The following is a 23,002-nucleotide window of genomic DNA, read 5'->3' on the forward strand; positions in this document are numbered from 1 at the left end:
CTAAAAACTAATTAATTTATGAGCATTATTCCTAACATATTATTCGCGATAATTTTAATTGCCGGTATCGGTTACTTTACAAAAAATGTAAAGAAATTAATACGTAACATTAATTTAGGTCGAGATATAGACGTTAGCGATAATAAGCCTCAGCGTTGGAAAAATATGGCCAGAATTGCCTTAGGGCAGAGTAAAATGGTTAGTCGTCCAATTGCTGGTTTTTTACACATCATTGTATATGTCGGATTTGTTATAATAAACATAGAAGTCTTAGAAATTATTATTGATGGCCTTTTCGGAACACACCGTATTTTCTCGGCAACGGGAATAATTTACTCTTGTTTAATTGGTACTTTCGAAATTTTAGCTTTTTTAGTTTTTGTCGCTGTAATTATATTTTGGATCAGAAGAAACGTTATTAAATTACAACGCTTCTGGAAATCTGAAATGAAAGGCTGGCCAAAAAGCGATGGAAATATCATCTTGTACTTCGAAATGGTATTAATGACTTTATTTTTAGTTATGAATGCAACCGATGTACAGTTTCAAGCAATGCATAGCGGAAATGTAATTAGTCAATTTATAACTCCTTTATTTAGTGGTCTTTCAGATGGCACACTTCATATGATAGAAAGAACAGCTTGGTGGTTACATATTACTGGTATCTTAATCTTCTTGAATTACTTATATTTTTCTAAACATTTACATATCCTTTTAGCGTTTCCAAACACCTATTATGGCAGCTTAAAACCTAAAGGAGAATTAGATAATCTAGAAGCTGTAACTAAAGAAGTGAAGATGATGATGGATCCTAATATAGATCCATTTGCAGCACCTCCAGAAGATGAATCAGGAGAAGAGGAAGTGGCTAAATTTGGGGCTAGTGATGTTCAAGATTTAAGCTGGGTACAATTATTAAATGCATACACCTGTACAGAATGCGGACGTTGTACAAGCGAATGCCCTGCCAACCAAACAGGAAAAAAATTATCGCCTCGTAAAATCATGATGGATACCAGAGATCGTTTGGAAGAAGTCGGTAAAAATATAGATGCCAATAACGGTGTCTTTAACGACGATGGAAAACAATTATTTGGCGATTATATTACTAACGAAGAACTTTGGGCATGTACCTCTTGTAACGCGTGCGTAGAAGCTTGTCCTGTTAGTATAAATCCATTATCTATCATAATAGATATGAGACGTTATTTAGTTATGGAACAGTCTGCTGCTCCTGTAGAGTTAAATAACATGATGACAAATATAGAAAACAACGGTGCACCATGGCCTTACAACCAAATGGATCGTTTAAATTGGAAAGACGAATAAGTTTTAATATGCTTAAAGTTTATAAATACATAAAATCAAAATAGAGAGATGAGCGAATTACTAAAAGTGCCAACTATGGCAGAATATATGGCTCAAGGCAAACAACCTGACGTTTTGTTTTGGGTTGGTTGTGCTGGAAGTTTTGATGATAGAGCAAAAAAAATCACCAAAGCATTTGTAAAATTATTAAACAAAGCGAATGTCGATTTTGCAGTTTTAGGTACAGAAGAAAGTTGTACTGGAGATCCTGCAAAACGTGCGGGGAATGAGTTTCTATTTCAAATGCAAGCAGTTACTAATATTGAAGTTTTAAATGACTACGAGGTTAAAAAAATTGTTACGGCATGTCCGCACTGCTTCAATACCATCAAAAATGAATATCCAGAATTAGGAGGAAATTACGAAGTGATGCATCACACGCAATTTCTAAAATCGTTATTAGATGAAGGGAAACTAACTATAGAAGGTGGTCAGTTTAAAGGGAAACGCATCACATTTCATGATCCTTGTTATTTGGGTCGTGCAAATAATGTGTACGAAGCACCTCGTGATTTAATTAGGAAGTTAGAAGCCGAATTAGTCGAAATGAAAAATTGCAAAAGTAAAGGCCTTTGTTGTGGTGCTGGTGGTGCTCAAATGTTTAAAGATGCAGAAAAAGGCGATAAAGAAGTTAATGTAGCACGTACAGAACAAGCTATAGAAGTAAAACCAGATATTATTGCTGCTGGTTGTCCGTTTTGTAATACCATGATGACAGATGGTGTGAAGGCTAAAGACAAAGAAGCTGATGTTGAAGTTATGGATATAGCCGAACTTATTGCAAATGCACAAGATTTATAGATGAAAAAGACTATTACAACCGCACTTTTATGTTTGATTTCTAGTTTTCTTTTTGCACAAGAACTAACTAAAGACGAATTGGTTGAAATTATTTCTAATGAATCTTGCGAGTGTATAAATGGGAAAGGGCTTGATTTTAATGCTATAGATAAACAGAAACTAGAATTAAATTTTGGTTTATGTATTATTGAAAGTTATACTAAACATCCAGAAGGCAGTGAGCTACTAAATGTATCTTTTAATGATGAAGAATCTTTAGAAGCTTTAGGAGAATTAGTTGCTTTAAAAATGATGACTAGCTGTCCTGATATTATGTCTCTAATGGTGGGAAATTATTTAGAAGATGACTCCATTATAACTGAAGCACCTCAGAATAACACCCTAAACGGACTTGCCTTTTTAAGTCTAAAATCCAATCAACAATTCAATACATTATCTTTTAAAGATCCATCTAATGGCAGAACGTATAGTTTTTTATGGTTAGAGTATTTTGATGGTTCCCAATTACTTGAAAACGAGAAAAAACTTAAAAAGCATGTATTTAATATTCAATTTAAAGAACAAGACTTCTACGATCCAAAAATTAATGATTATAGAAATTTTAAAATAATAACTAAGTTAACAGAACAATAAATGTTAGTAGATTTTAATACATTACCCGAAACTTCAAAAGTTTGGATTTATCAAGCCAATCGTTCTTTTTCAGATCAAGAATTAGAAGAAATAAAATCTAAAGTAGAAGTTTTTTTAGAAAACTGGACCGCTCATGGCGCAGATTTAAGTGCCGGTTATCAAATTAAATACAAGCGTTTTATAATATTTGGTTTAAACCAAGACATTAACAATGCTTCAGGTTGCTCTGTAGATGCTTCTGTACGGTTTATTCAACAATTAGAAAAAGAATACAATGTAGATTTATTAGACAAAATGAATGTGTCTTATAAACAAGGTGAATTTGTTGCTTATAAAACGTTAACCGAATTTAGAAAAATGGCTAAAGATAAAGCGGTATCTAAAAATACAATTGTCTTTAATAATTTAGTAACCAATATCGCAGAATACAATGAAAATTGGGAAGTTCCAGCAAGCGATAGTTGGCATAACAGATTTCTTAAATAATCTTTACAAAAGAAATAAAAGCTATTAACATACAGTACAGCATTGTATCTTTTAAAATCAAAAAAAAACCAAACCATATACTATGAATAATGAGATTATCTTATTAAACATTTCGGGACAAGATAGACCAGGGTTAACGTCAACCTTAACAGGTGTTTTGGCACAGTCTGGAGCTAAAGTTCTAGATATTGGACAGGCAAACATTCACGATACGTTGTCTTTAGGTATCCTATTCAAGATTAAATCAAAGAAAAAATCGGCTGCGGTTTTAAAAGATATATTGTTTAAAGCTTACGAACTGGGTATTACTGCTAAGTTCACACCTATTACTCTAGATGAATATGAAAAATGGGTGACACTTCAAGGAAAAGACCGTTACATAGTAACTCTTTTAGGTGAAAAATTATCGGCTAAACAAATTTCTGAAGTCACTAAAGTTGTGTCAGATAAAAACTTAAACATCGATGCTATAAAACGATTAACTGGTCGTTTATCATTAGTTAAAGATGAAGAATATCCTAGAGCATCCATACAATTATCTATTAGAGGCCATATTGAAGACAAGTCTGAAATTACAGAAAAATTCATGGATATATCTCGTAAATTGAATGTAGATATAGCTTTTCAAGAAGATAATATTTATAGACGAAACAGACGTTTAGTATGTTTTGATATGGATTCTACTTTAATTCAAACCGAAGTTATAGACGAACTTGCCGAGTTAGCAGGTGTTGGAGCTGAAGTTAAAGCAATTACAGAATCTGCGATGCAAGGAGAAATTGATTTTAATGAAAGTTTTGAAAAACGTATGAAACTTTTAAAAGGATTAAGTGAAGACGTACTTCGGGATGTCGCTGTAAACTTACCTATTACAAAAGGAGCAAGACGACTCATTGATACCTTAAAAAGTTACGGCTTTAAAACGGCAATTTTATCTGGTGGATTTACGTATTTCGGACATTATTTACAAAAAGAATTAGGAATAGACTATGTATACGCTAACCAATTAGAAATTGTAGATGGTGTACTTACAGGAGGCTATCTTGGTGAAATTGTAGACGGAAATAAAAAGGCAGAATATCTTCAAGATATAGCTAAACGAGAAGGTATAAATATTAGCCAAACCATTGCTGTAGGAGATGGAGCTAACGACTTGCCAATGCTTAATCTAGCTGGATTAGGAATTGCTTTTCACGCAAAACCTAAAGTAAAAGATAATGCCCAAAGTTCTATTTCTAGCATCGGTTTAGACGGTGTTTTATATTTATTAGGATATCACGATAGATATATCGATTTAATAGAATAATTAAAACATATAATATTACTTAAAAAAGCTTCACTTCGATTTAATTTAAGTGAAGCTTTTTATATTAGTAGCACTGTTAAGTTTAAATTCATTTAAGAGGTCATATCAATCACAATACAACAATATCAGACCTAAATGCTACTGTATTTATTGCTTTTAATTAATTCTTTATAATTCTATCATAAAGTCTTTTTAACTTCATTTTAAATATGGTAATTTGCTTAATTATTTGCGGTTAAACTGTAATTACAATCAAATTAAATTTCATGCACAAAATTATATATATATCCCTCATCCTTTTTAGTGGTCAACTTTCTTTTAGTCAGAATACAACAAATCCATTAGTTACAAAAGATGCTATTGCTCAAAAAAAATGGGTAGATAGTGTGTATAACGGATTATCGCTTCAAGAAAAAATTGGCCAGTTATTTATGGTGCGTGCCATGACTACAGCAAATACTAGAGATGTAAATAGTATTAGAACTTTGATTAAATATAATCATATTGGCGGAATCATTTATTCTAAAGGCGGTCCCGTTAAATTAGCAAAACTAAACAACACTTATCAAGGTTTATCTAAAGTGCCTTTGTTAATAGGGATGGATGCAGAATGGGGATTAAGTATGCGTTTAGACTCAACATATGCTTTTCCTTGGAATATGACCTTAGGGGCTGTAAAAAACAAACAGTTAATAGAACAAACTGGAAAACACATTGGTGAGCATTGTAAGCGTTTAGGAATACATTTTAACTTTGGTCCAGACGTAGATATTAATACAAATCCAAAAAATCCTATTATTGGAAATCGCTCTTTTGGAGAAGACCGTGAAGCTGTTACAGAACAAGCCGTCGCGTTTATGAAAGGATTACAAAGTGCAGGTGTCATGGCAACAGGTAAACATTTTCCTGGTCATGGAGATACAGAAACCGATTCTCATAAAGCTTTGCCAACCATAAATTTTTCAGAAAAACGTTTAGATTCTATAGAACTGTATCCGTATAAAAAAATGATAAAAAACGGAATGGAAAGTGTTATGGTTGCACATTTAAGTGTCCCTAGTTTAGAAGCTAGACCCGATTTCCCTTCGTCCCTATCTAAATCTATAATCACCGATCTATTAAAAGAAAAAATGGGATTTGAAGGTTTAATATTTACAGATGCTTTAGAAATGAAAGGTGTTGCTAATTTTAGTAGTCCTGGAGATATAGATTTAGCTGCATTTATGGCTGGTAATGATATATTATTAATTTCTGAAGATGTACCAACCGCAATAGCTAAAATTACAGAAGCTTATAATGATGAAACGATAACCGAAGAGCGTTTAGCCTATTCTGTAAAGAAGATATTAATGTCTAAATACAAAGTCGGATTAAATCATTACAAACCTATTAACACCACTAATTTAGTTAAAGATTTAAATAGATTAGAAGACGATATTTTAAATGAAGAATTGTTTGAAAATGCAATTACAGTCGTAAAAAATGATAAAGACATTTTACCTATTCGAGATTTAGATCAAAAAGCGATTGCTTATATGAAAATGGGAGACGATGACGGGACTCCGTTTTTAAATGAATTAAAAAAATACACAAAAGTTCACGAAGTTCTATCAGATTCATACGAATATGTAAAAGACAAGTTAGCAAATTACAATACGGTTATTGTTGGTTTACATCGTTCAAACGACACTCCATGGAAAAGTTATGAATTTACCTCTAGCGAAATTCAACTATTAGATAGTATTTCAAAAACACATAATATTATTTTAGATGTCTTTGTTAAACCTTACGCTTTATTAGATTTACCTGCTATAGATAATATTGAAGCTATAGTAGTTAGCTACCAAAATAGTATTGTTGCTCAAGAAAAATCTGCACAAATTATTTTCGGAGCCATAGACGCCAAAGGAAAACTTCCTGTGTCTGTAGGTAATGGCTTAAAAGCTGGAGACGGCATAGATATTACTGCTATTTCTCGTTTAGGTTATACTGTACCAGAACGCGTAGGTATCGATTCAAAAAAACTTCATAAAATAGATGCTGTTGCACAGCGTGCGGTAGATGAGCATATGACTCCTGGAATTCAGCTTTTAGTAGCCCGAAAAGGAAAAGTAATTTACAATCAAAACTTTGGAAGACATACCTATGATAAAGATTCCGAACCTGTAAAAAGTAACGATTTATACGATATTGCTTCAATCACTAAAATTGTAGCTTCTTTACCTTTACTCATGGAAATAGTAGAAAAAGACGATGAGATTTCTATTAATACCACACTTTCAGAATTAATTCCTGAATATGCAGATTCTAATAAAGCCAACATTACTTTAAAACAAATATTATCGCACTATGCACGTTTAAAACCTTGGATACCGTTTTATGTTGCAACATTAGATTCTACTAAAATGCCTAGTAACAAATACTATAGCAATGCGCCAAGCGAACTCTTTAATATAAAAGTATCTAACAATTTATATTTAAAAAGAGACTATCCAGATACTATGCAACAAATAATTAAAGATACAGATTTGTTACAAACATTAAAATATCGCTATAGTGACCTACCTTATTATATTTTAAAGAAATTTATAGAAACTTATTACGACAGAACATTAGATCAATTAGTTCAAACTCACTTTTATGAATCGTTGGGTATGAATTTAACAACATATAATCCGTATTTAAAGTTTCCTATGAAAGATATTGTACCTACAGAGAACGACACCTATTACAGGCATCAAGTAGTACAAGGGTATGTTCATGATATGGGGGCAGCAATGCAAAACGGAGTAGGTGGTCATGCAGGTGTTTTTAGCAATACAAACGATATTGCTAAAATTATGCAAATGTATTTACAAAAAGGTTTTTATGGAGATAAACGCTATCTTAAACCAGAAACTATAGATATGTTTAATAAAACATACTATTCTAGTAAAGGCAACAGACGTGGATTAGGCTTCGACAAGCCACAATTAGGTACAAGTGGGCCAACATGTGGCTGTGTGTCTATGAAAAGTTTTGGACATTCTGGGTTTACAGGAACCTATACTTGGGCAGATCCCGATGAAGATTTAGTATATGTATTTATGGCGAATAGAACGTATCCTTCTGCAGAAATTAATATGTTATTACGAGAAAATATTAGAACAGATATTCAAGAACTTATCTACGAAGCAATTATAAATTAAGATGCGAATAGGAATAAATTGTTATCCAACATTTGGAGGGAGCGGCGTAGTTGCCACAGAATTGGGATTAGAGTTAGCAAAACGCGGGCATGAAATCCATTTTATAACTTACAATCAGCCAGTAAGGCTAGATTTATTAAGTAATAAAGTTCATTTTCACGAAGTTAAAGTGCCAGAATATCCTTTATTTCATTACCAACCTTACGAGTTGGCCTTATCTAGTAAAATGGTAGATATGGTGAAACTTCATAAAATTGAAATCCTACATGTACATTATGCTATTCCGCATGCGTATGCCGCTTTTATGGCTAAAAAAATGCTGGAACAAGAAGGCATTAATATACCTGTTGTAACCACTCTTCATGGTACAGATATAACTTTAGTTGGGAGTCATCCATTTTACAAACCAGCGGTGTCTTTTAGTATTAATATGTCTGACGCCGTAACCTCTGTTTCAGAAAGTTTAAAAGAAGATACGTTTAGATTATTCGATATTAAAAAAGATATAAACGTAATTACCAATTTTATTGATATTGAAAAATATAAGCATTCATTTACAGATTGCCAACGTGGTATGATGGCTCCCGATAATGAAAAAATCATTACACATATTAGTAATTTAAGACCTGTAAAACGGATATTAGATGTGATTAAAATCTTTTATAATATTCAAAGGGAAATACCAGCTAAACTGATGCTAATTGGTGAAGGTCCAGATAAAGAAGCCGCAGAAAATTTATGCGAAGAATTAGGAATCTTAGAAAAAGTAGTCTTTTTTGGTAGAAGTAATGAAATTGATAAAATTTTATGTTTTAGCGATTTGTTTTTATTACCCTCAGAAACAGAAAGCTTTGGTTTAGCGGCATTAGAAGCAATGGCATCTGGTGTTCCTGTTATCTCAAGTAATACTGGTGGAATTCCTGAAGTTAATGTAAATGGAGTTACTGGATTTTTAAGTAATGTTGGAGATGTAGAAGATATGAGTAAAAATGCAATTTACATTTTAAGTGATGAAGGACGTTTAAAAGAATTTAAAAAGAATGCTAAAGAACGGTCTTATATTTTCGATATACATAATATAGTTCCACAATATGAAAAATTATACAAGGAAACATTAGAAAAGAGTTTACAGTTATAACTTTAATTATATAAAATCTCATATCACGCTTCAGTTTATTTACTAAACCGAAGCGTTTTTTTGTTTATAAACAGTTTTTAAGTCAATAAGGTTGCTTGTTATACTTACAATTTCTACATTTATTATCCCTTACTTAATTATATTATGACCAAAGTTGTTTCTTTCAATTTAAAAACATTATCAAATGCCTTAGATGGAGAATTGTTTTTCGATAATTTAATGAAATCTATTTATGCAACAGATGCTTCTGTGTATAGACGATTACCTTTAGCCGTTGCATATCCAAAACACGAAACAGACTTAAAGGTGTTAATTGCTTTTGCAAATACCAATAATATTACATTAATACCAAGAACTGCCGGAACTTCTTTAGCAGGACAATGTGTAGGAGAAGGTATTGTGGTCGATGTGTCTAAACATTTCACAAAGATTATTTCAATAAATAAAGAAGCTAGAACAGTAACCGTACAACCAGGCATAGTAAAAGACTATTTAAACCTACAATTAAAACCATACGGACTCTTTTTCTCTCCAGACACATCTACATCTAATCGCTGTATGATAGGAGGAATGGTGGGAAATAACTCTTCAGGAACAACATCTATTCAATATGGTGTAACTCGAGATAAAGTGCTGCAACTAAAAACCATTTTAAGCGATGGTAGCGATGCCGTTTTTGGCAATTTAATTCCAGAAGAATTTCATAAAAAAACCAATTTAACAAGTCTTGAAGGCAACATTTATAAGACTATTTACTCCGAATTACAATCTGAAACGGTAAGAAATCATATTCATAAAGAGTTTCCAAAACCCGAAATTCATCGTAGAAATACAGGATATGCTATTGATAAATTAATTGATTCAGACGTTTTTAAAGAATCGTCTAAACCGTTTAACATGTGTAACTTGTTAACTGGGAGCGAAGGTACTTTAGCGTTTTCTACAGAAATTACGTTGCATTTAGATATATTACCACCAACAGAACGTGTTATGGTCGCGGCACACTTTAAAAGTATTGAAGATGCTTTAATTGCAACGACAACATGTATGCAACATCGTTTGTATTTGTGTGAAATGATGGATAAAACCATTTTAGATTGCACGAAGAATAATTTAAAACAACAAGAAAACAGACAATTTGTAGTTGGAGATCCTGAAGCTATTTTAATGTGCGAATTAAAAAGTAATGATAAAACCGATGTTAAAATACAAGCAGAAACACTTATAAATGCATTAGAAACAGAAGGTTTAAGTTATGCTAACGTTACCCTTATTGATAATGATATTGATAAAGCGATTGAATTACGAAAAGCAGGATTAGGACTTTTAGGTAATATTATAGGCGATAAAAAATCGGCAGCATGTATTGAAGATACCGCAGTGGCCTTACCTGATTTTGCAAATTATATAAATGAGTTTACGGCCTTAATGAAAGGGTATAATCAGAAAGCAATTTATTACGCACATGCTGGAGCAGGAGAATTGCATTTACGTCCGGTTTTAAATCTTAAATTAAGTAAAGATGTGGTATTATTTAGAAAAATCACCACAGATGTAGCACATTTAGTTAAAAAATATGGCGGCTCTATGTCTGGAGAACATGGAGACGGTATTGTACGTGCTGAATTTATTCCGTTAATAATAGGAGACGCAAATTACAATATAGTAAAACGAATTAAAACCGTTTTCGATCCAAACAACATATTTAATGCAGGGAAAATAGTAGATGCTTTTCCTATGGATGAAGCTTTGCGTTATGTTCCTGACCGTAAAGAACCAGAAATTAAAACACTGATGGATTTCTCGGCTTCTGAAGGTATTTTAAGACAAGCTGAAAAATGTAATGGAAGTGGTGATTGTAGAAAACCAGCAGAATTAGGCGGAACGATGTGCCCAAGTTATCGAGCCACTAGAAATGAAAAAGATGTAACTCGAGCAAGAGCAAATGCTTTACGAGAGTTTTTAACCAATACAGAAGCTGGTAAAAATCCGTTTAATCATGAAGCGTTAAAAGATATCTTAGATTTGTGTTTAAGTTGTAAAGCATGTCTAAATGAATGCCCAAGTACTGTAGATATTTCTAGTATGAAATCGGAGTTTTTATATCAATATCAGAAAGAAAATGGATTTAGTTTACGTTCAAAATTGTTTGCTTATAATAACAAAGCAAATAAATTGTCTACTCATGTTTCAGGATTGACAAATTTTTTATTTAAAACAAAATTCACTTCAGATATAATTAAAAATGCTTTTGGTATTGCAGAGAAAAGAAGCATGCCTTTAGTATCATCTAAAAGTTTAAATAAATATATCAAAAACTTTGATAACAAATTAGTTAACAAAAAATATATTAAAACAATTCATGTTTTTGTAGATGAGTTTACAAATCTTCTAGACACCCCAATTGGTTTAGATGCTATTGCATTATTACAAGGTTTAAATTACGATTTAAAGTTTGTTAAACATGAAGAATCTGGTCGTGCATTTATATCGAAAGGATTTCTAGAGCAAGCTAAAGATTGTGCCACTAAGAATGTAAATATTTATAAAGATTTAATTTCTGAAGATACACCTTTAGTGGGTATAGAGCCTTCAGCAATTTTCACATTTAAAGATGAATACATCATGTTAGCAGAAGATAAAGAGGCTGCAAAACAGATTGCAAAACACACCTTTTTAATTGAAGATTTCTTGTTTTCTGAAGTTGAAAAAGGAAACATTACTTCAGAACAATTTCATACAGATCAAAAAGTTATAAAAATACATTCGCATTGTCATCAAAAAGCAATGAGTAATCAATTATCAACATTTAAAATTTTAAATCTGCCAAAAAACTATAAGGCAACGATTATTCCAAGTGGTTGTTGCGGTATGGCTGGAAGTTTTGGTTACGAGAAAGAACACTACGAAGTGAGTATGACTGTTGGAGAACAGACCTTGTTCCCGGCGATAAGAAAAGCAGCCTCAAATGTAATTATTTCTGCTAACGGAACAAGTTGTAGACATCAAATTAAAGATGGAACAGATCGCGAGGCACTTCATCCAGTAACAATTTTAAGACGTGCTTTACTTTAACTTGTCTTTCTTCTTTTTTTTCTTTTTATCTACTATGGTTATTGCTGCGATTAAATCTTGCATATCCATATCTTTTAACTCTTCATCTACAAAAAAAGGGGAGAGTTTATCGTGATTGTAGTTGTAAATTTTCCAACGTTTAAATTGATATTCTAAAGCCGTAAAGTTTTCAACCCAATCACCAGAATTTAAGTACATGGTCTTTCCAATCTTATTTTCTTTTATTAGCATCTTAGGTTGATGTATGTGTCCGCAGATAACATAGTCATAGCCTTGTTCTATCGCTAAATCTGTTGCTACAGTCTCAAAATCATTTATATATTTAATAGCTCCTTTTACACCATTTTTAATACGTTTTGATAGAGAATATTTTTCACGCCCCATTTTTTTTAAACACCAATTAATCAATTGGTTAATTAAAATTAATAAATCATAACCATAGCCGCCTAATTTTGCTAACCATTTAGCATTCTGGATAGATACATCAAAAATATCTCCATGAAAAAACCAAGCACTTTTTCCGTTTAAATCTGTAACGTATTTATCAACTATTGAAAAATTGCCAATTGTAGCTCCACTAAATCGTCTTAACATCTCGTCATGATTTCCAGTAATGTAAATGACTTCTACACCTTCAGAAGCCATATCCATTATTTTTTTTATGACTTGCATATGAGATTTAGGAAAATAACGTTTGTTAAATTGCCAAACGTCAATAATATCTCCATTCAAAATAAGTTTAGTAGGATCAATGCTATTTAAATAAGCATATAGCGCTTTAGCATGACAACCGAACGTGCCTAAATGGACATCGGATACGACTGCAATTTCAATTTTGCGTTTAATTTTCAATAAAATAGGGTGTTAAAATATTATTTACACAAAATACCTAAACAGATGTTACTTAAACTTAAAGCCCTAATTAATTAATAAATAGCTTTTTGTAAACTTAGTGTTACCTGATTCTATTTATTTTATTTAGCAATTCATTGCATTCTATTTTATTTTTCGTGATAATAAATTTAAATTAGCGAAAAATAATATTTGTTATGGCTGGAAATTCCTTTGGAAAAATGTTTAAAATCACCACTTTTGGTGAATCTCATGGTGTTGCTTTAGGAGGAGTTATAGATGGATGCCCAGCGGGTATTTCAATAGACTTAGATGCCATACAAATTGAAATGAACCGTAGAAAGCCTGGTCAATCTGCAATTGTTACGCAACGCAAAGAACCCGATGAAGTAAAATTTTTATCAGGTATTTTTGAAGGTAAAACCACAGGGACTTCTATCGGATTTATTATTGAAAATGCGAATCAGAAATCTCACGACTATTCACATATTAAAGATTCGTTCCGCCCATCGCATGCCGATTACGTTTACGAAAAAAAATATGGTGTTCGTGATTATAGAGGAGGCGGACGTAGTTCTGCAAGAGAAACTGCATGTCGCGTTGTTGCAGGAGCTATCGCTAAACAAGTTTTAAAAGGCATAGAATTTCATGCTTTTACATCGTCTGTTGGCGATATTTTTATGGAGAAGCCTTATCAAGATATCGATTTTAATAATACAGAAAGTAATATTGTTCGCTGTCCTGATACTGAAACTGCAGAAAAAATGATTTCTAAAATTAAAGACATTAGAAAAGCAGGAGATACTATTGGAGGAACTGTTACGTGTGTAATCAAGAATGTTCCTATTGGTTTAGGAGAACCTGTTTTTGATAAATTACATGCCGAGCTAGGTAAAGCTATGCTATCTATTAACGCTGTGAAAGGATTTGAATATGGTAGCGGATTTTGTGGTGCTAAAATGAAAGGAAGTGAACACAACGACTTATATAACGCAGACGGTACAACTAAAACAAATCTTTCAGGAGGTATACAAGGAGGAATAAGTAACGGTATGGATATTTACTTTAGAGTCGCTTTTAAACCCGTTGCAACTATTATGCAAACACAAGAAACTATAGATAAAGAAGGTAATATTGTGAAAATGGATGGTAAAGGAAGACACGACCCTTGTGTTGTACCTAGAGCGGTACCCATTGTAGAAGCTATGGCCGCATTAGTAATAGCCGATTATTTTTTATTAGATAAAATATATCAATAAACAAAACTTAGAATCATTATACATGTAAAAGGTTCTCTACACATTTTCAGATCAATAGGTTTTTGATAGAACAAAATGTATAGAAAACCTTTTTTTATGTTATGATAACACATAAATTTAACAAAAAAACAAAAAATATTAAAATAACACTATGAGGAAGCTTGCACTACATTGGAAAATTTTAATAGGAATGGTATTAGGGGTTTTATTCGCCTTATTAATGACTAATTTTGAATGGGGAGCAACGTTTATTGCCAATTGGATTAAGCCATTTGGTAATATGTTTATTAATGCCTTAAAACTTATTGCTGTTCCTTTAATATTAGCCTCTTTAATTAAAGGAGTTTCCGATTTAAAAGATATTTCTAAACTCTCTAAAATGGGAGGAAAAACAATCGGAATCTACATCCTAACAACTATAATTGCTGTATGTATAGGTTTAGCTATTGTAAATGTTATAAAACCGGGACATTCAATTACAGAAGAAACTCGAGCTCAACTTGTAGAAAACTATAAAAGTGATGCCGATTCTAGAATTGCTCAAGCCGAAAAACAAAAACAAGCTGGCCCTTTACAAGCCTTAGAAGATATTGTGCCAAGTAACATTTTTCAAGCTGCTTCAGATAATGGAAATATGCTTCAAGTTATTTTCTTCGCCATTTTCTTCGGTATTGGATTAATCCTTATTCCTGAAGAACAATCTAAACCCGTTAAAGAATTCTTCGATGGTTTTAATGAAGTGATCCTAAAACTCATAGATATTATCATGTTAGCAGCACCTTATGGGGTATTTGCTTTACTTGCTGCTTTAGTTGTAGAAGCGCCTAGTGCAGATTTATTTAAAGCTTTAGGTTGGTATGCGTTTAGTGTAATTTTAGGTTTAATTATTATGATGCTTACTTATTCGGTTATTGTATACATCTTCACTAAAAAAACACCAAAATTCTTTTTTAACGGAATTTCACCAGCTCAACTTTTAGCATTCTCAACAAGTAGTAGTGCGGCTACTTTACCACTAACTATGGAACGTGTTGAAGAACATCTGGGAGTAGAAGAAGAAGTTGCAAGTTTTGTATTGCCCATTGGAGCGACTGTTAATATGGATGGAACAAGTTTGTATCAAGCCATTGCTGCGGTATTTATAGCACAAGCCTTTGGTATAGAATTAAGCCTAGGTGTACAATTAGGTATTATTGTAACAGCAACGTTATCTTCAATTGGTAGTGCAGCTGTGCCTGGAGCAGGTATGGTTATGTTAGTTATTGTGTTAGCTCAAGCTGGAATTCCAGAAGCTGGACTCGCATTAATTTTTGCTATAGACAGACCTTTAGATATGTGTCGTACTGTAGTAAATATAACTGGAGATGCTGCCGTTTCAATGCTTGTTGCTAATTCTGAAGGTCGTTTAGGAGATCCAAAAGCAAAAGATTGGGACGATAATTATAAAAAATAATTAATAATCGCAAACTCTAAGCTTGCATATTACACAATAGACTAAGTACATGTATTTAAACACTTTAAACACATGTACTTATTGTTTTAATGTAACCTAAAACACATTTAAACTACATTAAATATCTAATTATAAGTTAAATGTTTTTTTATAACTAACCAATTGTTTAGTTTTGTAATGTATTTAAAAGTAATGGCTAGAAAAAAAGAATATAATGAAGAGGAAGTCATCGAAAAAGCAATGAAATTGTTTTGGAGAAATGGCTATGAGGCAACATCCATGCAGATGCTTGAAAAGGAAATGGGTATAAATAAGTTTTCAATTTATTCAAGCTTCGGAAATAAAAATGGTTTGTTTCTTGAATGTTTAAAATATTACAATAAAAAAATAAGTACCATATTCGAAACATTTAAAAGCGGAACAAATGGTATTGAAGATATTAAACAATTTTTTTACGATTCTGTAAGTTTAGATTTTAAAGACGACTATATAAAAGGTTGTTTGGTTACAAACACATATAATGAATTCTATCAAAAAGAAGATATCGTTATAAATAAACAAATGAATTCTTTTATGAATAATCTAAAATCAATTATTATTGAAAAATTAGAAATGGACGGCACCAAGGATACAGAAACCATAACAAAACAAGCTAATTATTTACTTTTAGCAAAACATGGTTTAGCTGCCGCTGCTCGAGTTAATTCAAAAAAAGAAATTGAAGATTATATAGAAATGACTTTTAATAACCTATAAACATTTTTTTTACCCCATAACTAAACGAACGTTTAGTTAATTTAACATAAATATTAAAATAAAATAACAATTATGACAACATTAAAAATACACAATATCGAAACTGCACCAGAAGAAAGCAAAGGATTATTAGAAAATTCACAAAAAGCATTTGGAATGATCCCTGGTTTACACGGTGTATTAGCAAGTTCTCCACAAACACTTACTGCTTACCAAACACTACATGAGTTATTCACAAAAACATCATTTAATGAAGAAGAATTAACAGTAGTATGGCAAGCAATAAATGTAGAACACGCCTGCCATTATTGTGTACCAGCACATACCGGAATTGCTAAAATGATGAAAGTAGACGATGCTATCACTGAGTCTTTACGTAATGAAACACCACTTGAAGATGCTAAATTAGAAGCTTTAAGAACAATGACTTTAATTATTGTTAGAAATCGTGGACATGTATCTCAAGAAGAATTAGATGCTTTTTATGCCGCTGGTTATGGTGAACAACAAGTGTTAGAAATTATTTTAGGGTTATCTCAAAAAGTAATTAGTAACTATACAAATCATATTGCAAATACACCTGTAGATGCACCTTTCCAATCTTTTGCTTGGAAAAAATAATATTGTGATACCTAAATTACATATTAATAGCGTTAAACCTTTCGTACTAAATATGCGGAAGGTTTATTTTATAAATCCTTTTTAAAAGATTAAAAATATGAGTATTTCAATTGAAAATAAAGTTGCTTTAGTAACTGGTGCAAACAGAGGTATTGGTAAAGCAATTGTAGAATCGTTTATAAACCACGGTGCTAAAAAAGTATATCTAGCAGTCCGAGATGTTAACTCAACAAAAGATTTAGAAGCTAAATATGGAGCTAAGGTTATTACACTTAAAGCAGATGTGTCTGACACTAATTCAATAAACGAATTAGCAGCCACCGCTAATGATGTAGATATAGTAGTAAACAACGCAGGAATAGGTAATCCGTTCTCAACTATAGATAATGACGTAGAAAACGATTTTATGTCTCAATTACAAGTCAATGCTTTTGGTTTATTGCGTGTAGCTAATGCTTTTGCAAAAACTTTAGAAGCTAAAAAAGGAGCCATTGTTCAATTAAACTCTATTGCTTCAATAAAAAACTTTCCTCAACTATCTACTTATTCTGCTTCAAAAGCGGCATCTTATTCATTAACTCAAGGCTTAAGGTACGAATTAGGAAATAAAGGTGTAACCGTATTAAGCGTACATCCTGGACCTATAGATACAGATATGGCAGCTACAGCAGGTTTTGAGAACGCAGCACAAACCTCAGAGGTATCAGAAGCTATTGTAAAAGCACTAAAAGCTGGAGATTTTCATTTATTTCCAGATGCAATGGCCAAACAATTTGAAGGGGCTTACCAAAGCTTTTCAGATAATATAGTAATGGCTAATATTTCAGAATAAAACAAAAACATATTATTATGATAAAAGTATCTGTAATGTATCCAAACGGTACCGATGTAAAGTTTGATACAGAATATTATAAAAAAAGTCATTTACCTATGGTATCTAAAGCCTGCGGAAATGCTTTAAAAGGATTAGAACTAGATTTAGGCATAGCAAGTAGAATTCCAGGAAAACCTGCTCCTTATATTGCTATTGCACATCTAATGTTTGACAATATAACTACCTTTCAAGCTGCTTTTGGTCCGCATGCAGAAACTTTTGCAGCAGATTTAGATAATTATAGCAATGTAAAAGGAGAACTTCAAATTAGTGAACTTATAACATTTTAAAAGATGGCAGAAAAATTGAAAATTGATATTGTTTCAGATGTGGTTTGTCCATGGTGTACCATAGGATATAAACGTTTAGAAAAAGCAATTTCAGAATTAGGTGTACAAAATCAGATAGACATTGAATGGCAACCTTTTGAATTGAATCCAAAAATGCCCGCTGAAGGTCAAAATATTATAGAACATATTGAAGAAAAATATGGAGCGACTTTAGAACAGCAAAAAGAATCGCAACAACATATGGCAGATACAGGTGAAGAACTTGGATTTACATTTGATTATTTTGATGAGATGCGTATGTCTAATACGTTCGAAGCTCATGTATTACTTGAATATGCGAAACCTTTTGGCAAACAAACTGCTTTAAAATTGAATTTAATGACTGCTTTTTTTAGTGAAAGAAAAGATGTATCTGACAGAGCTATTCTTAAACAAGCTTTATTAGATGTTGGTTTAAATGCAGAAGAGGGATTAGCCCTATTAGACCAAGACAATGCGCGTTCTGAAGTAAAAGATAAAGAAGATTATTGGAAAAATATGGGGATAACCTCTGTACCAACAATCGTGTTTAATAGAACAAGTGCAATAACAGGTGCACAACCTGTAGATGTCTTTAAAGATGTACTTAAAGACCTTTTACAACGTTCTTAAACAGTAAAAAATATAATCCATAAAAAAAGCTTCATAAATTATTATGAAGCTTTTTTTTCATTTTAAAAAGAACTCTAGTTTTGTAAAGCTTTTTTTATTTTTTTAGCATACTCAGCAGCATTTTCAGTGATGTTTGTAGGATTTTCAAGACTAGAGGTCACTACAGCAACAAGTTGTTTTCCATCTTCTTCATCTAAATTATAAGTTACTGTTTCTATAACATACGTTTTAACCGTTGTAGTTGTAGAAGTCATTGGCATATAACTTCCAGTACTTACATACGTCATCGGATGGCTGTAATACCCGTAAAAACCACCATAATAACCAGGATAGTATCCGCCGTAAGAAGCACCAGCATAATAACCACCATCTGTAGATGTTCTTGTAGCTTCACTGTAATCTTTTACAACACTTAATACAACACCGTTATAACCTTCTCTTTTAATTGTTTCTACTAATGTTTTAGTTTGAGCTTCGTTTAATTTTTTATCAGGATCAATATTTGGTAGTTCTTTAAAACTTTCTGTTGCTTTAAAATCATTATCTCGCAATTGACTAGCAATAGCTTCTTCAAAAGCAATACGTGCTTGTTTATTGTCGGTTCTAGCAATAACTAAGATGTTTTTTTCTTTTATAGACGCTGCATTATCTCCTTTCCAAGAGTCTAATACTTTAACACTAGAACAGCTACTAAAAACTAAAGTAATCATAAGTATTAAAAGTGAGTAATTTGATGTTTTCATAAAGTGTTGGTTTTAAATGAATTAATTAAATATCGTTGCTAAATGTATAATGTTAAATGCTTATTTAAAAGAAAAAACTTTAAATAGTTGAATTTTTATTCAAAAAATTTCATTTTCAATGATTCTGAAGGAATCATACAAGACTCTTTTTTTCCATACCATTGATATCTGTTTTTTGCGATATAATCGTACACACGATCTCTTATACACTTTGGCACAATTAAAAATAATGCTAATAAATTAATAGGAAAACTTAATTGTAAAGCGATTCTTAAAGCAGCGCTAGATTTTGTGTATAATGTTTTGTCTGAAGTGTATAGTAAAATTGAATCTGTTTTTTCTGTATCTATTTTAAACGATTCTATTATAGGACTTGCTGTTTTTCCTTGTAAAGTTGTAAAGCGGAAAATATTTTTTTTATCGTGTTTTATTATAAACTGAACTGAATGATCGCATAAATTACAAACACCATCAAAAAGAACAAGTTTCTCTTTTTTATCTAATTGACTCATTATAATACACCTGAGATTAAAATTTATTATTAAAATGTATATCCTATAGCAATACCATATCTAAAAGATAGTGCCGAAAATTTAGAACTACGATTCACATTCGAAAATTTAAAATCAGAATTTATAAGATCTAATAACGTATAATCTTCTAGAACCGTATTTAAATCATCATAAAACTCATCTGGTAAATCTTTTTTGTTTTTAAATTTAAAATTATAGGTTCCTGTTCCTGGTCCTGCAATCATAAAATCAAGATTAAAGTGTTTAGAAATAGGTAATTTATAACCAATCATTAATCCTAAAGACGTAACACTTGTACTCATATCAAACTTAAAATCATATTGTTCGTCTTCTTGACTTATATAATTTCCATCAAAATCGCTTTTATATTTTGAATATTTTAAATAGGCACCAAGATAAAATCCACTGAGAGGTTTACGTGATGTGTTTTTTATATAGTAGCGAATTTCTGGTATAATTTGAAATCCTGTATAAAATATTTCATCAGTCTTTATTCGATCTCCATCAAGTCCGGAAAGTTTAACAAGTCCTTTTTTTCCTTTATAACCAAGGCCTAGATTTGCTGTAAAATTATTCCAAATGTAACGTTCATAAGAAAATTGATAGACCCCATTTACAATTTGAGGTATTTCAAAGGAAATTTCATTAGTTTCATAATCTATTTCTTGAGCTTGTATGTTCTGAATACATAAAGCTAAAATTACGATTAAATAGAGTTTTATATTCATGGTTATTGAATTTACTCTTAATTTACAAAATTTATAACAAACTGCTTTTCCTTTTATTTTTTTGCTTCTACGAGTTCTAATTGATCCAAATTTACATTGGTTGTAAAAATACCATAATTTACAAATGCTTTATTCTTTTCAATAGTATCAATGCTACCAATAGCTTTACCATCAATCATGCGAACACGATCTCCTAATTTTAAAGTCACTTTGGGTTTTGGTGCTTCAATAGCTTTTTGCTTTGCTATTTTCTTTTTCTGGCGTATAACTTCAACTTTCTTTTCGGCTTCTTGAACTACTTTCTTCTCTTTAGCTTTCTGTACCTTTTTTTCTTTAACACTAACACGTTTACGTTTAGAATTTTCTATCTGTACAATTTTAAACACTTCATCTAGCATTTCTTTTTTACGTTTATTATCGAAGTATTTCTCAGAAATATCATTCAACTTTTGTCCGAGATAAATTAAACGCTGATTACTATCGTATAACTCTTGATAGCTTTCTAGTTTTTTTTGAATTTTAGAATTAATGTCTTCTAGTTTTTCTGCTTCAGATAGTTTTTTCTGTTCGTTAACCTTAAGAGAACGTTCTGTTTTCTCTAACTTATTTCGTTCTTTCTGAAGTTTAGCAATTGTGGCATCAAACCTAACTTTACTACCTTCAATCTTCTTTTTTGCCTTATTAATTAAACTGTAAGGAATTCCGTTTTTCTGAGCAACCTCGAATGTAAACGAGCTACCTGCTTGCCCTAAAACTAATTTAAAAATAGGTTCTAACGTTTTATTATTGAATTGCATATTCGCATTTTGCATGTATGGCAATTCGTTGGCTAAAATTTTTAAGTTAGAGTAGTGGGTGGTGATAATTCCGTAAGCTTCACGGTCGTAAAATTCTTCTAAAAAGGTTTCTGCTAATGCTCCACCTAATTCAGGATCCGATCCTGTTCCAAATTCATCTATTAAAAACAGCGTTTTGCTATTACATTTTTTTAAGAAGTAATTCATCTGTTTTAAACGGTAACTATATGTGCTTAAATGATTTTCTATAGATTGATTATCTCCAATATCACTTAACACGCGATCAAAAATATACGTTTTACTACGTTCGTGAACAGGAACTAACATTCCGCTCTGCAACATGACTTGTAATAATCCTACAGTTTTTAAGGTGATACTTTTTCCTCCTGCATTAGGTCCTGAAATAACAATAATTCTATTGTCTTCATTTAAAGTAATAGTCTGCGGATAGGTTGTTTTTCCTTTTTTAGAATTGGTTAAGTATAATAGTGGGTGATACGCATCGCGTAAAAACATACTGCGTTCTTCTGTAATTTCTGGAAGAATAGCGTTTAAAGATCTTGCATAGTGCGATTTTGCTGCTATTAAATCTGTTTTTATTAAAAACGATTGGTAGTCTTGCAGTAATCCTAGAAACGGACGAATAAAATTGGTTAAGCTTTTTAGAATTTTTACAATTTCTTCTTTTTCTTCAAACTGTAAATTATGTAATTCGCGTGTGTATTTTAAAGTCGCTTCAGGTTCTATAAAAACAATACTTCCTGTTTTACTACTTCCCATAATAGACCCTTTTACTTTACGTCTATACATGGCTTTAACAGCTAAAACACGTTTGTTTTCAACAACAGATTCACGAATATCGTCTAAATAATCAAGTCCTTGATACATGCTTAAAGCCGAAGTAAAACTTGTGTTTATTTGGCCTTTTAGCTTATTCATGGTTTGCCTAATATTATACAATACAGGCGAAGCATTATTTTTAATTTCTCCAAATCGATCAACAATAGCATTTATATTATCTATAATTACTTTTGTAATTTCAATATGAGATGCACTCTGGTATAAATTGGGATAGTACTCTTTAAATTTTTTCAGAAATACTATAATTTCATTTGTAACTTGAGATATGGTTACAATCTTTTTAAGACTGTGTACTTCTAAATACGTGTTTTCAATTTTAAGAAGTTTTAATTCCTTAGTAATATCATCGAAACCATGATTAGGAATACGGTTGTCGTTATAGAAAGATGACACATATTCATGCGTTAATTGAAGCTCGTGCAACACGTCTTCTTTATGTGGTAAAGGTAAAATTTCAAGTGCTGCCTGATGTCCTAAAGCGGTAATGCAATATTCACTAACTTGTTCTAAAACAGTCTGAAATTCTAAATCTTGTAATGTCTTTTGGTGAATGTTTATCATCCTAAATTTTGAAAACTTTTAAAAAGAA

General features: G+C 31.6%; 20 protein-coding genes. 15 read left to right on the forward strand and 5 right to left on the reverse strand.

Annotated elements, in window-relative coordinates:
* The first annotated feature begins 18 nt into the window (after positions 1-18).
* The 8 genes from Q1B05_RS08370 to Q1B05_RS08405 all read left to right on the forward strand — a co-directional run bounded on the left by Q1B05_RS08370 (position 19) and on the right by Q1B05_RS08405 (position 11,995).
* Entirely contained in the window at positions 19-1,329 is a 1,311-nt protein-coding gene (locus tag Q1B05_RS08370) for a (Fe-S)-binding protein (protein WP_299779549.1), read from the forward strand.
* A 48-nt stretch (positions 1,330-1,377) separates the two neighbouring features.
* Positions 1,378-2,169, forward strand: coding sequence for a (Fe-S)-binding protein (locus Q1B05_RS08375; protein WP_299779550.1), 792 nt, complete (start codon positions 1,378-1,380; stop codon positions 2,167-2,169).
* Positions 2,170-2,802: a hypothetical protein gene (locus tag Q1B05_RS08380; protein WP_299779551.1), complete on the forward strand. Its 633-nt coding sequence runs from the start codon at positions 2,170-2,172 to the stop codon at positions 2,800-2,802. It begins immediately after the preceding gene.
* Positions 2,803-3,288, forward strand: coding sequence for an ABC transporter ATPase (locus Q1B05_RS08385; protein ID WP_299779553.1), 486 nt, complete (start codon positions 2,803-2,805; stop codon positions 3,286-3,288). It begins immediately after the preceding gene.
* A gap of 82 nt (positions 3,289-3,370) precedes the next feature.
* Complete coding sequence (gene serB / locus Q1B05_RS08390) at positions 3,371-4,594, forward strand: phosphoserine phosphatase SerB (protein ID WP_299779555.1); 1,224 nt, start codon at positions 3,371-3,373, stop codon at positions 4,592-4,594.
* Between the two features lie 266 nt (positions 4,595-4,860).
* The gene (locus tag Q1B05_RS08395) at positions 4,861-7,782 is read left to right on the forward strand and encodes a glycoside hydrolase family 3 N-terminal domain-containing protein (RefSeq protein WP_299779557.1); all 2,922 of its coding nucleotides are present in this window, start codon (positions 4,861-4,863) and stop codon (positions 7,780-7,782) included.
* A gap of 1 nt (position 7,783) precedes the next feature.
* Positions 7,784-8,920, forward strand: coding sequence for an N-acetyl-alpha-D-glucosaminyl L-malate synthase BshA (gene bshA, locus Q1B05_RS08400; protein WP_299779559.1), 1,137 nt, complete (start codon positions 7,784-7,786; stop codon positions 8,918-8,920).
* Between the two features lie 144 nt (positions 8,921-9,064).
* A complete protein-coding gene (locus Q1B05_RS08405) occupies positions 9,065-11,995 on the forward strand; it encodes an FAD-binding and (Fe-S)-binding domain-containing protein (RefSeq protein ID WP_299779561.1) in 2,931 nt (976 codons plus the stop codon).
* Here Q1B05_RS08405 and Q1B05_RS08410 read toward each other — a convergent pair.
* Positions 11,987-12,847 carry a UDP-2,3-diacylglucosamine diphosphatase gene (locus Q1B05_RS08410; RefSeq protein ID WP_299779563.1) on the reverse strand — a complete coding sequence of 287 codons (861 nt, stop codon included), beginning with the start codon at positions 12,845-12,847 and terminating at the stop codon, positions 11,987-11,989. The genes Q1B05_RS08405 and Q1B05_RS08410 overlap by 9 nt on opposite strands.
* A 197-nt stretch (positions 12,848-13,044) precedes the next feature.
* Here Q1B05_RS08410 and aroC point away from each other — a divergent pair, with 197 nt between their 5' ends.
* The 7 genes from aroC (at position 13,045) to Q1B05_RS08445 (ending at position 18,751) form a co-directional block, all read left to right on the forward strand.
* Positions 13,045-14,106 carry a chorismate synthase gene (aroC, locus tag Q1B05_RS08415; protein ID WP_299779566.1) on the forward strand — a complete coding sequence of 354 codons (1,062 nt, stop codon included), beginning with the start codon at positions 13,045-13,047 and terminating at the stop codon, positions 14,104-14,106.
* Between the two features lie 151 nt (positions 14,107-14,257).
* A complete protein-coding gene (locus Q1B05_RS08420) occupies positions 14,258-15,559 on the forward strand; it encodes a dicarboxylate/amino acid:cation symporter (protein WP_299779568.1) in 1,302 nt (433 codons plus the stop codon).
* Between the two features lie 192 nt (positions 15,560-15,751).
* On the forward strand, positions 15,752-16,315 hold the full coding sequence (locus tag Q1B05_RS08425; protein ID WP_299779570.1) for a TetR/AcrR family transcriptional regulator: 564 nt from the start codon (positions 15,752-15,754) through the stop codon (positions 16,313-16,315).
* A gap of 72 nt (positions 16,316-16,387) precedes the next feature.
* Positions 16,388-16,936 (forward strand): carboxymuconolactone decarboxylase family protein, encoded by a 549-nt coding sequence (locus tag Q1B05_RS08430; RefSeq protein ID WP_299779572.1) that lies wholly within the window; start codon positions 16,388-16,390, stop codon positions 16,934-16,936.
* A 97-nt stretch (positions 16,937-17,033) separates the two neighbouring features.
* Entirely contained in the window at positions 17,034-17,768 is a 735-nt protein-coding gene (locus Q1B05_RS08435; protein WP_299779573.1) for an SDR family oxidoreductase, read from the forward strand.
* 17 nt (positions 17,769-17,785) lie between these two features.
* Positions 17,786-18,100 carry an EthD family reductase gene (locus tag Q1B05_RS08440; protein WP_299779574.1) on the forward strand — a complete coding sequence of 105 codons (315 nt, stop codon included), beginning with the start codon at positions 17,786-17,788 and terminating at the stop codon, positions 18,098-18,100.
* 3 nt (positions 18,101-18,103) lie between these two features.
* Positions 18,104-18,751: a DsbA family oxidoreductase gene (locus Q1B05_RS08445; protein WP_299779575.1), complete on the forward strand. Its 648-nt coding sequence runs from the start codon at positions 18,104-18,106 to the stop codon at positions 18,749-18,751.
* Between the two features lie 74 nt (positions 18,752-18,825).
* Here Q1B05_RS08445 and Q1B05_RS08450 read toward each other — a convergent pair whose 3' ends face one another.
* The 4 genes from Q1B05_RS08450 to Q1B05_RS08465 form a co-directional block, all read right to left on the reverse strand.
* The gene (locus Q1B05_RS08450) at positions 18,826-19,494 is read right to left on the reverse strand and encodes a hypothetical protein (RefSeq protein ID WP_299779576.1); all 669 of its coding nucleotides are present in this window, start codon (positions 19,492-19,494) and stop codon (positions 18,826-18,828) included.
* A gap of 95 nt (positions 19,495-19,589) precedes the next feature.
* Positions 19,590-20,006 (reverse strand): thiol-disulfide oxidoreductase DCC family protein, encoded by a 417-nt coding sequence (locus tag Q1B05_RS08455; RefSeq protein WP_299779577.1) that lies wholly within the window; start codon positions 20,004-20,006, stop codon positions 19,590-19,592.
* 29 nt (positions 20,007-20,035) lie between these two features.
* Complete coding sequence (locus Q1B05_RS08460; protein WP_299779578.1) at positions 20,036-20,755, reverse strand: DUF3575 domain-containing protein; 720 nt, start codon at positions 20,753-20,755, stop codon at positions 20,036-20,038.
* A gap of 53 nt (positions 20,756-20,808) precedes the next feature.
* Positions 20,809-22,974, reverse strand: coding sequence for a DNA mismatch repair protein MutS (locus Q1B05_RS08465; RefSeq protein ID WP_299779580.1), 2,166 nt, complete (start codon positions 22,972-22,974; stop codon positions 20,809-20,811).
* Positions 22,975-23,002 lie beyond the last annotated feature (28 nt).

It is taken from the genome of uncultured Formosa sp. (assembly GCF_947500765.1).
Taxonomy (GTDB): domain Bacteria; phylum Bacteroidota; class Bacteroidia; order Flavobacteriales; family Flavobacteriaceae; genus Formosa.

Coding starts and splice junctions, on each gene's coding strand:
- aroC (WP_299779566.1), top strand. CDS start 13,045: ATGGCTGGAAATTCCTTTGGAAAAATGTTTAAAATCACCACTTTTGGT.
- Q1B05_RS08450 (WP_299779576.1), bottom strand. CDS start 19,494: ATGAAAACATCAAATTACTCACTTTTAATACTTATGATTACTTTAGTT.
- Q1B05_RS08420 (WP_299779568.1), top strand. CDS start 14,258: ATGAGGAAGCTTGCACTACATTGGAAAATTTTAATAGGAATGGTATTA.
- Q1B05_RS08375 (WP_299779550.1), top strand. CDS start 1,378: ATGAGCGAATTACTAAAAGTGCCAACTATGGCAGAATATATGGCTCAA.
- Q1B05_RS08440 (WP_299779574.1), top strand. CDS start 17,786: ATGATAAAAGTATCTGTAATGTATCCAAACGGTACCGATGTAAAGTTT.
- Q1B05_RS08445 (WP_299779575.1), top strand. CDS start 18,104: ATGGCAGAAAAATTGAAAATTGATATTGTTTCAGATGTGGTTTGTCCA.
- Q1B05_RS08455 (WP_299779577.1), bottom strand. CDS start 20,006: ATGAGTCAATTAGATAAAAAAGAGAAACTTGTTCTTTTTGATGGTGTT.
- Q1B05_RS08380 (WP_299779551.1), top strand. CDS start 2,170: ATGAAAAAGACTATTACAACCGCACTTTTATGTTTGATTTCTAGTTTT.
- Q1B05_RS08385 (WP_299779553.1), top strand. CDS start 2,803: ATGTTAGTAGATTTTAATACATTACCCGAAACTTCAAAAGTTTGGATT.
- Q1B05_RS08430 (WP_299779572.1), top strand. CDS start 16,388: ATGACAACATTAAAAATACACAATATCGAAACTGCACCAGAAGAAAGC.
- Q1B05_RS08465 (WP_299779580.1), bottom strand. CDS start 22,974: ATGATAAACATTCACCAAAAGACATTACAAGATTTAGAATTTCAGACT.
- serB (WP_299779555.1), top strand. CDS start 3,371: ATGAATAATGAGATTATCTTATTAAACATTTCGGGACAAGATAGACCA.
- Q1B05_RS08425 (WP_299779570.1), top strand. CDS start 15,752: ATGGCTAGAAAAAAAGAATATAATGAAGAGGAAGTCATCGAAAAAGCA.
- Q1B05_RS08435 (WP_299779573.1), top strand. CDS start 17,034: ATGAGTATTTCAATTGAAAATAAAGTTGCTTTAGTAACTGGTGCAAAC.
- Q1B05_RS08405 (WP_299779561.1), top strand. CDS start 9,065: ATGACCAAAGTTGTTTCTTTCAATTTAAAAACATTATCAAATGCCTTA.
- Q1B05_RS08460 (WP_299779578.1), bottom strand. CDS start 20,755: ATGAATATAAAACTCTATTTAATCGTAATTTTAGCTTTATGTATTCAG.
- Q1B05_RS08395 (WP_299779557.1), top strand. CDS start 4,861: ATGCACAAAATTATATATATATCCCTCATCCTTTTTAGTGGTCAACTT.
- Q1B05_RS08370 (WP_299779549.1), top strand. CDS start 19: ATGAGCATTATTCCTAACATATTATTCGCGATAATTTTAATTGCCGGT.
- bshA (WP_299779559.1), top strand. CDS start 7,784: ATGCGAATAGGAATAAATTGTTATCCAACATTTGGAGGGAGCGGCGTA.